16 protein-coding genes are annotated in these 11,513 nt (G+C 43.4%); all 16 read left to right on the plus strand.

Annotated elements, in window-relative coordinates; translation table 11 throughout:
• Nucleotides 1-35: 35 nt before the first annotated feature.
• Genes ABN256_RS18305 through ABN256_RS18380 form a run of 16 tightly spaced genes read left to right on the plus strand, consistent with a single transcriptional unit; the run spans nt 36 to nt 11,356 of the window.
• Nucleotides 36-209 carry a hypothetical protein gene (locus ABN256_RS18305; RefSeq protein ID WP_349439860.1) on the plus strand — a complete coding sequence of 58 codons (174 nt, stop codon included), beginning with the start codon at nt 36-38 and terminating at the stop codon, nt 207-209.
• Between the two features lie 9 nt (nt 210-218).
• Nucleotides 219-461, plus strand: a complete 243-nt coding sequence (locus tag ABN256_RS18310; RefSeq protein WP_349439861.1) for a hypothetical protein — start codon at nt 219-221, stop codon at nt 459-461.
• Between the two features lie 14 nt (nt 462-475).
• The gene (locus tag ABN256_RS18315; RefSeq protein ID WP_349439862.1) at nt 476-1,015 is read left to right on the plus strand and encodes a helix-turn-helix domain-containing protein; all 540 of its coding nucleotides are present in this window, start codon (nt 476-478) and stop codon (nt 1,013-1,015) included.
• Nucleotides 969-2,489 (plus strand): phage terminase large subunit, encoded by a 1,521-nt coding sequence (terL, locus tag ABN256_RS18320; RefSeq protein ID WP_349439863.1) that lies wholly within the window; start codon nt 969-971, stop codon nt 2,487-2,489. The genes ABN256_RS18315 and terL overlap by 47 nt, the downstream gene beginning before the upstream one ends.
• Nucleotides 2,486-3,904, plus strand: a complete 1,419-nt coding sequence (locus ABN256_RS18325; protein ID WP_349439864.1) for an anti-CBASS protein Acb1 family protein — start codon at nt 2,486-2,488, stop codon at nt 3,902-3,904. The genes terL and ABN256_RS18325 overlap by 4 nt, the downstream gene beginning before the upstream one ends.
• Complete coding sequence (locus ABN256_RS18330; protein ID WP_349439865.1) at nt 3,870-4,676, plus strand: phage head morphogenesis protein; 807 nt, start codon at nt 3,870-3,872, stop codon at nt 4,674-4,676. The genes ABN256_RS18325 and ABN256_RS18330 overlap by 35 nt, the downstream gene beginning before the upstream one ends.
• Before the next feature lie 49 nt (nt 4,677-4,725).
• Complete coding sequence (locus ABN256_RS18335) at nt 4,726-5,886, plus strand: DUF2213 domain-containing protein (protein ID WP_164526642.1); 1,161 nt, start codon at nt 4,726-4,728, stop codon at nt 5,884-5,886.
• Between the two features lie 2 nt (nt 5,887-5,888).
• Nucleotides 5,889-6,377 (plus strand): structural cement protein Gp24, encoded by a 489-nt coding sequence (locus ABN256_RS18340; RefSeq protein WP_349439866.1) that lies wholly within the window; start codon nt 5,889-5,891, stop codon nt 6,375-6,377.
• On the plus strand, nt 6,377-7,402 hold the full coding sequence (locus tag ABN256_RS18345; RefSeq protein ID WP_129037609.1) for a major capsid family protein: 1,026 nt from the start codon (nt 6,377-6,379) through the stop codon (nt 7,400-7,402). The genes ABN256_RS18340 and ABN256_RS18345 overlap by 1 nt, the downstream gene beginning before the upstream one ends.
• Before the next feature lies 1 nt (nt 7,403).
• Nucleotides 7,404-7,730 carry a hypothetical protein gene (locus ABN256_RS18350; protein ID WP_349439867.1) on the plus strand — a complete coding sequence of 109 codons (327 nt, stop codon included), beginning with the start codon at nt 7,404-7,406 and terminating at the stop codon, nt 7,728-7,730.
• A 2-nt stretch (nt 7,731-7,732) separates the two neighbouring features.
• Nucleotides 7,733-8,137 (plus strand): DUF4054 domain-containing protein, encoded by a 405-nt coding sequence (locus ABN256_RS18355; protein ID WP_349439868.1) that lies wholly within the window; start codon nt 7,733-7,735, stop codon nt 8,135-8,137.
• Nucleotides 8,130-8,588 carry a hypothetical protein gene (locus tag ABN256_RS18360; RefSeq protein WP_349439869.1) on the plus strand — a complete coding sequence of 153 codons (459 nt, stop codon included), beginning with the start codon at nt 8,130-8,132 and terminating at the stop codon, nt 8,586-8,588. Before ABN256_RS18355 ends, ABN256_RS18360 begins: the two co-directional genes overlap by 8 nt.
• Entirely contained in the window at nt 8,575-8,955 is a 381-nt protein-coding gene (locus ABN256_RS18365; RefSeq protein WP_349439870.1) for a hypothetical protein, read from the plus strand. Before ABN256_RS18360 ends, ABN256_RS18365 begins: the two co-directional genes overlap by 14 nt.
• Nucleotides 8,943-9,428 (plus strand): phage neck terminator protein, encoded by a 486-nt coding sequence (locus ABN256_RS18370; RefSeq protein WP_349439871.1) that lies wholly within the window; start codon nt 8,943-8,945, stop codon nt 9,426-9,428. Before ABN256_RS18365 ends, ABN256_RS18370 begins: the two co-directional genes overlap by 13 nt.
• Before the next feature lie 11 nt (nt 9,429-9,439).
• Entirely contained in the window at nt 9,440-10,897 is a 1,458-nt protein-coding gene (locus ABN256_RS18375) for a DUF3383 domain-containing protein (protein WP_349439872.1), read from the plus strand.
• 12 nt (nt 10,898-10,909) lie between these two features.
• Nucleotides 10,910-11,356 carry a phage tail fiber protein gene (locus ABN256_RS18380; RefSeq protein WP_049206582.1) on the plus strand — a complete coding sequence of 149 codons (447 nt, stop codon included), beginning with the start codon at nt 10,910-10,912 and terminating at the stop codon, nt 11,354-11,356.
• Nucleotides 11,357-11,513: the final 157 nt, after the last annotated feature.

Genomic DNA, 11,513 nt, shown 5'->3' on the forward strand with positions numbered 1-11,513 from the left:
AATAGGCCCTAGTGGCCTTTTTTATTGGGTGGAATATGAAAACAGGAAGAATGGTAGCAACCATAAAAATGAAGTGGTGGGTGCCTTATTATGTTGAATGCTTACATTTATTCTCATTGGTATTTCTCGTTGATCCCAACCCATCCATTGTTAGTCAATTTATCGTTAAACACGGCGTGACTATTAATACACGGTTTGAAGAAATTTAAGAGGTAGGCATGAAACAACCACAGGTTATTGACTATATCGAAGTGACAGTGTGTACCGAAGAAGAAATATTCATCGGATACAGCAACGAACAGTATCCATTGAATAATGATCGGAAGTTTCTCACTCTGCATGTGGATCGAAGTGGGTTCAGCACCCTTAATATTAAAGTCAGCGATATTAAGTATTTTATCGTTAACGTTGTGACTAAGGTGTATCGAACTGTTAGCGATACTGGTCGAACAATTCACTGATTTAAGGAATGGATATGGCCGCACCTAAAGGCAATAAGAATGCGGTCGGTAATAAAGGGCAATCATCTACTTACCGACCTGAGTATGCAGAGCAGGCGAGAAAGTTGTGTTTGCTTGGTGCCACGGATAAAGAATTAGCTGATTTCTTCGAGGTAGCAGAGTCCACAGTCAACAACTGGAAGAAAGAGCAAATTGAGTTTTTGGAGTCCATAAAAAAGGGCAAGCAATTAGCTGATGCCGATGTAGCGGAAAGGCTATTTAAAAGAGCATGCGGTTATGTTGCCCCTGATGTCGATATCAAGGTTATTGATAGCCAGATAGTTAAGACTGAGATAGAGAAACATTACCCCCCTGATACGACCGCAGCAATATTCTGGCTAAAGAACAGGCAGCGTGATAAGTGGCGCGACAAACAAGATCACGAAATCACAGGTAAGGATGGCGGAGCTATCCAGTACGCAGATATAACCAACGAAGAATTAGAGGAAAGGTTAAAGGAGTTGGGGCATGGTAGAAACAGGTCGCAGCTCGAAGAGAAACTTGCAGACTCTTGAGGCGTTCAAGCAAAGGCAAATTGAGAGAGCTAAAGATAACCTTTTAGATTTCACTCTATATACAAACCCTATTTATGAAACTGGCTGGTTTAATGAACTTCTCTTTGCTGAGTTAGATCAGTTCCTGAAGGATGCCGAGTTAGGGCTAATGCCTCGTTTGATGATATTCGCTCCACCTCGCTCAGGAAAAAGTGAGGCGGCGTCAAGGCGATTTCCTGCGTATGTTCTGGGTAAGCATCCGAACTGGAATGTTATTGCGTGTTCTTACTCGTCAGACTTGGCTAACAGGATGTCACGTGATACACAGCGAATAATAACATCCCCTCGGTACAATGAGATATTCCCTGAAACCAACCTAACTCTTAGTCGGGCTGGTGCGGGTGGCGCAATACGCACTGCTGAGTTATGGGAAATAATAAACTCCAAAGGTGATATCCAAGGTGGGTCATATCGTGCTGCTGGTGTTAATGGCGGTATCACTGGTCAGGGCATGAATATCGGTATTATCGATGACCCTGCAAAGGACTACAAAACAGCATCATCCCCAACATACCAAGAGGCAGTAATCGACTGGTATGACACTACATTCTTTACTCGTGCCGACCCAAAGATAAACGGGATAATCATTATCCTTACTCGCTGGCATAAAGACGACTTAGCTGGGCAATTACTTAAAAAGGCTGAGGAAGGCGGAGAGCAATGGCGAGTTGTTAGCTTTCCTATGGAGGCCGAAAAACACGAGGTTCACGAACTCAACGGTAAGAAATACAGACTTAGAAAGCCAGGTGAAATCCTATTTCCTGAGCGTATGCCTCAATCATTTGTTGATAAAGCAAAGCAACGCGGCTCGCTAGTGTGGAATGCCTTGTATCAGCAACGACCCACAGCAAAAGGTGGCGGGCTAATTAAATCTGAATGGTTTGGTGAGTATAAAGAGCTTCCACCTCTTAAGTGGCGTGCTGTTTATGGTGATACCGCTCAGAAAACCAAAGAAGTTAATGACTTCTCTGTGTTTGAGCATTGGGGGCTTGGCATGGATGGCTACATGTATTTGATAGATATGATCCGTGGCAAGTGGGAAGCTGACGAGTTGAAGCGTAGAGCTGTCGCTTTTTGGAATTCGTGCAAATCCATAAGGAACGGCTCACTAAGGCATATGGCGGTGGAGGATAAGGCATCAGGTACAGGACTAATTCAAAGTATACGAAAAGATGCCTTATGTCCCATAAAGGCAATTCAGCGAGATAAAGATAAATACACTCGACTAATGGATACGCAAGGGTTCATTGAGTCAGGTTATATAAAATTACCTGCTGACAAACCATTTGTTAGTGATTTCCTTGTGGAGATGGAATCAATAAACCCTGATTTTAATACGCATGATGACCAGTTGGATCCAATGATGGATGCCATCACTGAGATGAAAGTTAATGCTGGCCTTCTGTTTAACATTCCAGACGAGATACTCCGATGAGCAAGAGTAAAAAAACACAACAGCCTGTCGGAAAACAGCCGTTCAGGATTAAAGATATTGATTTAGAAAAAGCTTCCACATCAGGTGAAGATAAGAAATATGCTCACTTCGAGCGATATGAGCCATTGCCGGGTGTAGTTCCTGAATCTAAAAAGGAAGCTGTATTTGCAATGGATGCCACGCCATACGACATGCTTAATACGATGTCGATTGGTGATGAGTATTCAGGGTTTCGTGGATACCCGCAGTTAGCGGCAATGTCTCAGCAAGTTGAATATTCTAACATGCACAGTGTATTCGCTGATGAGATGACTCGTAACTGGATTGAAGTTAAAAGTCGTAAAGAGGGAGATCCTGATATTGAGCTGATGGAAAACGCACTCGTTAAATATGATGTAAAGCGATTAATTCACGATGCGGTTAAGCAAGACTCTCAGTATGGTGTTGCTCATGTTTACATTGATACTGGTGCAAAGACAGATGATGAGTTGGAAAAGCCTTTATTCTTAGACCCACGGAAGATACCAAAAGGATCGCTAAAAGGCCTTAGAGTTGTTGATCCGACTTGGATTTATCCTGCCATGTACAACACGCAGTGGCCGTTAGCTGATGATTTCTATAAACCAAGCGCGTGGTTTGTTATGGGAAAAACAGTTCATGAATCAAGGTTTATGGATATTGTTAGTCGCCCAGTGCCAGATATTCTCAAGCCGTCCTACAACTTTGGCGGGTTATCTCTCACTCAGTTAATGGAGGATTACGTTGTTGATTGGCGTGATGCTAAGAAAAACGTAATTAAGATACTCCGCACATTGAGAATGAGGGCACTTAAAACTGATATGGACGCGCGGTTACAAATGCCAGGCGAGTTCGATAAGCGCATCAAGATGTTTACGCAATATCAGGATAACTTCGGTGTTTGGGTAATAGATACAGGAGAAGATTTAATTCACATGCAAACTTCGCTAAGTGAATTATCCAATCTGCTATCAAACTATCAGGATCAACTATGCATTCCTTCGCGCATCACCAATTTAAAACTCCTAGGGAACGCTCCAGCAGGTTTAAATGCCTCGGGTGAGTCAGAGTTATCTACATGGCATGAAACTGTGTCAGGGTATCAGGACGGAAATCTAAGACGACCTTTAGAGAATATCTTCAAGATTATCCAGCTTTCAGAGTTTGGAGAAATAAAAGAGGATATTTACTTTGAGTTCAGGCCGCTTGATGAGATTAGCGAAAAAGAACGCGCTGAAATCACGAAGATTCGCGTTGATGCTGTGGCGGTTGCTGCTGACAGTATGTTGGTTAGCTCAGAGGAAGCTAGGGATGCTCTCAAGGGTATAGAGGGTGCTGGTTTCGAAAACTTGGACGGTGATTATGAGCCAGAAGACAACGAGACTGAAGCCTATTAACTATAATGCTGGCAATATCAAGTGGTATCAAAGGCAGTTGCTAGCCGAAATTAGAGAAATGAACGACGAGGTTAGACGCGAAATAGTTAACGCCATTCGCAACAATCCTCTTGCTCAAGATGCTAATTTAGCCATGGATGCTAATCCTGTTACTTTTATCAAAAGACTGCTTGATTCTCTAGCAAGAAAATGGGTTGACCGATTCATTAATAAGGCACTTCCAATATCAGATGAGTTAATGGATAAAACGCAAAGCGCAGTCGATAGAGGTTTATTGGCTGCAGCTAGGCGCGAGTCTATGACTATCAATATGCAATGGACTGACGCCATGTTAGAGAAGCGTGAGGCGATCATTGCTGAGAATGTTTCTCTTATCCGCTCTATCCCTGAGAAATACTTTACTGAAGTAGAAGGCATGGTATATCGCGCCGTTGCTCGTGGCGGTGATAGAAAAATGCTTGCTGATGAAATAGAGCGTAAATTTGGCAAACGTCATGGCATTACACGGCGTAGAGCTGAGTTTATCGCTCGTGACCAAACACGCAAGGCAACAAGTGCGTTATCGGCAGCAAGGCAACAAGCTGCTGGTATCGTTGAGGCTGAGTGGGTGCATAGTGGTGGTGGTAATAAACCTCGCCATAGTCACGTTAAAGCAGGTCGAGAAAGAAAGAGATTTAAGCTATCTGAAGGCTGCTTGATTGATGGCGAATATATTATGCCCGGTCAATTGCCTAATTGCGGTTGCGTGTGGCGACCTGTGTTGCCGTTCTAATAACAGATCACTTCGGTGGTCTTTTTTTACGTCTGAATAAAGGTAAGCCATGAAAGATGTGAAATTTGCCTTTGATAAAGCAAGCGTCAGGACTTACGACGAAGATGGGATGATGCACGTTGCATTAACACCGATCAGTAAATCCAATGTCTGCATCTACTATGGCAAGGAAATACCCAACTCCGAAGAGTTAGGTTTAGAACCAAATAAAGCCTATCGACTACTACGTGATCCAGAAGAGCTCAAGAAAGCCGTCAGTACATTCAATAATAAACCTGTGCTCAATAAACACATCGGCGTAACCGTTATTGACCCACCAAAAGACGCGATTGTCGGCTCTACTGGAGAGCGTGCAGAGTTCGATGGTACTTATCTTAAAAACTCAATGGTTATTTGGGATCTGGACTCAATTCTCGGAGTGGAGACGGAGAAGCAAAAAGAAATTTCCTCATCTTATCGTTATCGACTTGATTTGACAGCGGGAGAGTATGAGGGAGAAACATACGATGGCGTAATGCGTGACATCGTTTGTAACCATGTGGCCATAGTGCCAAGTGGTCGGGCAGGCCCCGACGTATTTGTTTATGACTCGAAACCAATAGGAATCAAACTGATGTCAAAATTAGAAAAACTTTGGGCGTATTTGCTACCTAAATTAGCTAGCGATGCAGATCCAGATGAAGTTAAAAAAGAAGTCGGAAATGTCATTAAAGATGAAGCTACACAAGCTGAAAAAGATAATGAGTCCGAAGCAGAGCGCTTAAAGCGTGAAGAAAAAGAACTCAAGGAGCGTGAAGCGCGAGAAAACAAAGATCGCGAAAAAGACCGCAAGGCGGCGGATAACGACAATAGCAAAGATGATAAGTCCAATAAAACCGCTAATGACAACGATGACGACAAAAAAGCCAAAGACAACAAAATGGCTATGGATGCCGCCATTAGCGCCGTAGAGCGTAAATTTATGGAGTTACGTCAAGCTGAGCGTGATGTTCGTCCAGTTGTTGGAGAGCTGGCTTGTGATAGTGCAGAAGATGTTTATCGGACAGCTTTAAAGCAAATGGGATGTGAAGATCACGCATCAATTCCTGCATCAGGACTGCGTTCTGTTTTCAATGCCTACTCAAAAGTGCCTACGATGGCTCAAGACTCCGCACCTATTGCGGCATCCTCTCGCGATAATGTTCGCAAGTTCTTTGATGGAGATAAATAACTATGGCATTTCAATCAAGTGTTCGCCTTTACTCAGGTGTAGGTCAGGAAGGCCAACCAGCATCTAATAGCCCAATTATTGCAGCGGCAGGCGGTGCTGGTGCTTTCAAGGCAGGTGATGACGGCCTTAATATGTGTCGTTTCGCTTGGCGTGACGCGAAAGACCCTAAAAAATTAAACAACAAAGGTGCTGGCAAGCCAGTTGGTTTTGTCTACAACAATGCTAATGCCACCATTGATTACCTACAAAGCAATAGCTTGTTAATCCCGAAAGGCCGTGAAGCATCTCCAATTGTTGGTGGTGATTTTTGGGCTAAATCAGCAACACAAGCGATTGTTGGTCAGAAAGTATTTGCGGTATTAGCAGACGGCACAATCAAAACGGGTGATGCTGGCGCAACTGTTGATGGTGCAATCGAAACCGAATGGTATGTAGCAAGCGCTGCTGCTGTTGGTGATTTATTCGTAATTTCTACATGGAGCAAAGCATAATGCCACAATTAACACAGGCTGATTTCTCAGCATTTAAGAAGGAAGCAGAATCTCGCGGTTTTTACCTACCGCCCTCTGTGACTAAATTCGCCATGGATGCGGAAGTTCAGCCATCCATGCCAGCGAACGGTGGTATTCCTGCTATCGTTTCAACCTTTATTGATCCTGAAATTGTCCGCACTATCTTTGCTAAGCAAAAAGCAACTGACATTTTAAGTGAGAGAAAGAAAGGGTCATGGGCACAAGATACCATGATGATCCAGCGCGTTGAGCAGTCTGGTGACGTGGTCGCGTATGATGATTACAGCGAACAAGGTGCAAACCAAGTTACAAACGCATGGGAAAATCGTCAAGTGTTCCGTTATCAAACAATGGTAACTTACGGTGAGTTAGAGCAAGAGCGATATGGTTTAGCTATGTTGCCTTATGTTGCAGAAAAACAACGTGCCGCAGCTTGGACTATGAATCAGGAGCAGAATAAGTTCTACTTCTATGGTGTTGAAGGTTTGCTTAACTACGGCATTCTGAATGATCCTGCATTACCAGCACCAATCACCCCTGCTACAGTTGATGGGAAAACGCAGTGGAAAGATAAGCAAATTATCGATATCTATAACGATATCCTGTCACTTTATGCAGACCTGATTGCTCGCACTAATGGTGCCGTGGGTGATGGTGTTGATATGGCATCTCCATTAGTTCTTGCAATGAGCCCTAAAGCTTCCGTTTGGTTTAAAAAATCAAATGAAATCTTTGGCAACTCTGTTGAAAAAATGGTTAAAGATACGTTCACTAATCTACGCATTGAAGTCGCGCCACAATACGACACTGATGCTGGTGAGTTGATCCAGATGTTTGTTGAAACAGCCCAAGGTCAAAGTGCTGGTTATTGTGCGTTTAGTGAAAAGCTTCGCGCTCACCCAGTTATCACAATGTCCTCAAGCTGGAAGCAAAAATATTCTGGCGCAACTTACGGTGCGGTAATCACTCAGCCGTTCTTATTCGCTCAAATGCTAGGGGTGTAAAGTGGCTAAAGTTTCAAGTTATGTTATTGGTTGTAAATTACCTAATGGGATCACCTTTAAGCATGAAGGCAAAGATATCACGCTATTGGGTGCCAACTCATCCGCTCTTCTGAATGGGTTTGGCATCACTCGGGGTGTTCCTGCTGATGCTTGGGAATCTTTTGAGAAGTCATTTAAAGACCAGAAAATATTCCTTAATGGCATTGTGTTTGCTGTGACGGATTATAAATCTGCCGAAGATGCCTCAAAAGAGCGCGCCAAACAGAAAACGGGATTAGAGCAAGCCAGTGCTAAATCTGCTGGGGTGGAACCACTAACCGAGGATTGATTATGGCAATCGTGGAACTGAATAAATCTACGTTCCGCGCCATGTTCCCAGAGTTTTCCAATATATCAGACGATTTATTACTTTTCCTTTTCGACCAAGCTACCGATTACCTCGATAACACTGAATTCTCATTGGTCTATCAGGCTGATAAGCGAGAGCGATTGCTCTACTTGCTTATGGCTCATTTGGCATATATGAGATATGGCGATAAAGACGGCAAAGGTGGCTCAGGAATGGTTGGGCGAGTATCGTCTGCAAGTGAGGGAAGCGTGTCTGTATCTTCTGAACTTGGTGCGATTGAGTTTAGAAATGCATGGTACACGCTTAGCCCTTACGGAATGGATTACTGGCAGGCCACAAAAGTTTATCGAATGGCTAACTACTATCCGGGGAGCATTTATGGCTAATGGGCTAGAAAAATACCTAACGGATTTAGCTGCGAGACTGGATGCAACCGAGGTTAAGGCAGGGTTTATTGATGGTACTACCTATCCTGATGGTACGAGTGTAGCTGAGGTTGCTTATAAGAACGAGTATGGGGTTCCTGAAAATAATCAGCCGCCCAGACCATTCTTTAGAAATGCCATTAATAGTAACAAGGAGGAGTGGGTTAGAGGGATATCGAGAGGATTGGCTTCTGGTGTCAGTTCCAGAGATGTTCTTGAGGTAATTGGCGCAAGAATGAAAGGTGATATTCAAACATCAATTTCTGAGTTGGTTGAGCCTCCGCTATCTCCAGCTACTTTAAAAATAAGAAGAATTAGAAAGGTTATGCCTAACTCATCAAATAAACCACTGGTCGATACGCGGGTAATGATTGGTGATGTTAACTACGAGGTGATTGATGATCAAAGTTAGAGCCATTGCCAACTCAGCTATTCAAGTTGTTAACAAAAACTTACCTGCGACCCTAATCGCCAACGAGGGATTTGAAATTATCCCCGGTGGTAAGCAAGTTCCTAAATTCGCCTATTATGAAATAAGCGTCCAAATGCAAAGCTTGAGCACTCAAGACCTTGAACATTTAGGCGTTATCAATCAGCAAGGTGAATTCATCTACTGTTATGCGAGAGGGCAAATCGAAGCCATTCGCAGAGCAAAAGATAAAGGGGCTGACAAGATTAGTTTCGTTGCATACGGTGAATCCGAACCATCTGAATGGCTGGTCACCAAGGTCATAGAATCATACCCATCATGGGTTAAGGTGCTTTTATGGCGACAATAAGCATTACTGAAGATAATCTCTTTCTTGAGCTATGGACTTACTTAACTGATTTATTTGGCTGCCCTGTCGTTCGTGGCTATGAAAATAATGTGCCTGTACCCAAAGACGGTATTGTCATGCACATGCTGTACGAAAGAGATTTGGATTACACTGCAGATTATTGGGAAGCGCCAACGGAAGAGGTAACAGCACAGCGATCAGTAGAGGCCACCTTTCAGTTTGATTTTTACGGAGAAGAAGCTAATAACCGATCAAGAGTTTTAGCAAATCTCTGGAAGTCATCATACACAACCGACCGGCTCAAAAAGTGCAAACCTTTAGACAGCGGAAGTCCAAAGAAAAACGTATTGGTGAATGAGGCAAATCAATACGAAAACCGCATGATGCTAGACGTTACCCTGCAATATAACCCTGAAGTCTCTTATCACACCGATGGTGTCAACCGCGTCTCTATCACTACCACTCAAGTTTAAAAGGTAAAAATATGAATTCTATTCCAGCAAGCGATATCGTCCAGATATTGCCCGGTGTCGTTGGCACTGGTGGTAACCCTCTGGCACTTAACGCGCTGTTTATTACAAAGAAAAAAGCAGAATCAATGCTAGGTGTTCGCTCATTCGGATCTGAAGATGAAGTTGGCGAAGTGTTCGGCATTGACTCTGATGAATATCGAGCGACTCAAATCTATTTCGCTGGTTTTGTTAACTCAACCTCTCGACCTGAATCACTCTATATTGCCTATATGAATGGTGAGGCAGAGCCAGCAAAACTCATTGGTTCTAAAGTTCCTGTTCGCACTGAAAGTGATTTCAGCCCATTACCAAGTGATTTAACTTTAACCATTGATGGTGAAAAAGTTTCCGTAACCATTGATGGTGAAGTAACAAGCTATTCTGCTTTAGCTCAAGCGGCGACTGCTTCACTGGGTGCAAAAGGTCAGTGCGCTTATGATGCGCTATCGCAAACTTTCGTTATCTCTGGTGCTACAAAGGGAGCGAAAGGAAATATCTCGTTTGCTGTTGGTGATTTAGCTGAATTTATGGGCATTACTGAATCATCTGGTGCACAGAAAAATGACGGTATCGATGCTGACTCTATTGAAGAGCTGATGCCTCGTATTACAAAAGAAACACGTAACTTTGTTTCGGTAATGACTTTGGGTGACTTCTCAGTAAGCGAAAAGCTCACAATCTCTCGCTGGGTTTCATTGCAGAACGATCGCTACATTCACGTACTGTACCACTCAAATGATGATGATTTAAAAACCATCTCGGATGCGATTATTGGCGCAGAAGTTGGTGGCACAATGCTGATGTACGGTGATTACACTCACGGTGCTTTCGTGTGTGGCTATCCTGCCTGTCTTAACTTTGATGAATTAAACGGCCGTACAAACCTGTCATTCCGTTACCAAGAAGGTTTAATGCCATCAGTTGATGAGAAATCAAAAGCCGATGAATTAATGAAGTTAGGGTTTAACTTCTACGGTGCATACGGCACAGCCAATGACAGATTTGTCTTTGTTTATCCTGGCTCAATCTCTGGCAAGTTTAAATTCATGGATAGCTACGTTAACCAAGTATTCTTCAACAGCCAATTACAACTAGCACTGGTGACTATGTTGGTGAGCAATAAGAGCGTTCCTTACAATGATGCGGGTCGAGCCATGCACCGCGCAGCAGTAACCGATCCTGCTAATCAAATGCTTAACTTTGGTGGTATTCAGCCGGGTGTTGAATTATCCGAACAACAGAAAAAGCAGATTAACTACGAGGCTGGTTTTGATGCGGTATCGCAACTGAAAACCGCCGGTTGGTGTATTCGCGTTGGTGAAACCCCTGCTCAAACCCGAGGATTGCGTAAATCTATGCCATTAAAACTCTGGTACGCAGATGGCGGTAGTGTCCAGCAAGTTAATTTACCGTCAATTAACGTTCAATAGGAGTAATGAATTATGGGTATGGGCCATAACGAAAGAACAATTACCTCGGCAAACTCAGTCATGATGATCCGCTGTAAAGGTATTTATGATGACTGGGTGCGCATTCAGGGTTTCCAAGCTGATAATGCATGGGAGTTCGGTGACGCAAATATTGGCGAAACACGCATGGGTGTGGATGGCAAACAATCCATTGGTTACACACCACACGAAACGCCATGGACACTGTACTTAGAACCTAACAGCGCATCCATTGATGTGATGGAAACCATCCGCAAAGACTTCAATAGCAATATGGAAGTGCGTCCGATTGAAATCATTATTGAAATGCCGTCAATCGCTAAACGTTACACAGGCAAAGGCGGTTTAACCACCATGAAAGGTGGACCAAGTGGTAAGAAACTGCTCGATGGAACAACTTACAATTTCAACATGGTCACAGAAGGCGCAGAGGAAATCTAATGTCATTAAAAACAAAAACTATCACTATCGAAAAAGGTCGTGATGAAGGTAAAACATTCGTCATTACTGAAATGCCGATCACTAAAGCCGACAACTGGGCCATGCGTGCTTTATTTGCTATTGCTAACGGTGGTATCGATATCGAAGGCATTAACCC

The sequence above is a fragment of the Proteus sp. fly-1008 genome, assembly GCF_040140305.1.
Taxonomy (GTDB): Bacteria; Pseudomonadota; Gammaproteobacteria; order Enterobacterales; family Enterobacteriaceae; genus Proteus; species Proteus vulgaris_B.

Excerpts from the sequence above, each read along its gene's own strand:
- ABN256_RS18315 (WP_349439862.1), top strand. The coding sequence starts at position 476 with ATGGCCGCACCTAAAGGCAATAAGAATGCGGTCGGTAATAAAGGGCAA.
- terL (WP_349439863.1), top strand. The coding sequence starts at position 969 with ATGGTAGAAACAGGTCGCAGCTCGAAGAGAAACTTGCAGACTCTTGAG.
- ABN256_RS18370 (WP_349439871.1), top strand. The coding sequence starts at position 8,943 with ATGGCGACAATAAGCATTACTGAAGATAATCTCTTTCTTGAGCTATGG.
- ABN256_RS18380 (WP_049206582.1), top strand. The coding sequence starts at position 10,910 with ATGGGTATGGGCCATAACGAAAGAACAATTACCTCGGCAAACTCAGTC.
- ABN256_RS18325 (WP_349439864.1), top strand. The coding sequence starts at position 2,486 with ATGAGCAAGAGTAAAAAAACACAACAGCCTGTCGGAAAACAGCCGTTC.
- ABN256_RS18330 (WP_349439865.1), top strand. The coding sequence starts at position 3,870 with ATGAGCCAGAAGACAACGAGACTGAAGCCTATTAACTATAATGCTGGC.
- ABN256_RS18335 (WP_164526642.1), top strand. The coding sequence starts at position 4,726 with ATGAAAGATGTGAAATTTGCCTTTGATAAAGCAAGCGTCAGGACTTAC.
- ABN256_RS18345 (WP_129037609.1), top strand. The coding sequence starts at position 6,377 with ATGCCACAATTAACACAGGCTGATTTCTCAGCATTTAAGAAGGAAGCA.
- ABN256_RS18360 (WP_349439869.1), top strand. The coding sequence starts at position 8,130 with ATGGCTAATGGGCTAGAAAAATACCTAACGGATTTAGCTGCGAGACTG.
- ABN256_RS18305 (WP_349439860.1), top strand. The coding sequence starts at position 36 with ATGAAAACAGGAAGAATGGTAGCAACCATAAAAATGAAGTGGTGGGTG.
- ABN256_RS18365 (WP_349439870.1), top strand. The coding sequence starts at position 8,575 with ATGATCAAAGTTAGAGCCATTGCCAACTCAGCTATTCAAGTTGTTAAC.
- ABN256_RS18310 (WP_349439861.1), top strand. The coding sequence starts at position 219 with ATGAAACAACCACAGGTTATTGACTATATCGAAGTGACAGTGTGTACC.
- ABN256_RS18355 (WP_349439868.1), top strand. The coding sequence starts at position 7,733 with ATGGCAATCGTGGAACTGAATAAATCTACGTTCCGCGCCATGTTCCCA.
- ABN256_RS18375 (WP_349439872.1), top strand. The coding sequence starts at position 9,440 with ATGAATTCTATTCCAGCAAGCGATATCGTCCAGATATTGCCCGGTGTC.
- ABN256_RS18340 (WP_349439866.1), top strand. The coding sequence starts at position 5,889 with ATGGCATTTCAATCAAGTGTTCGCCTTTACTCAGGTGTAGGTCAGGAA.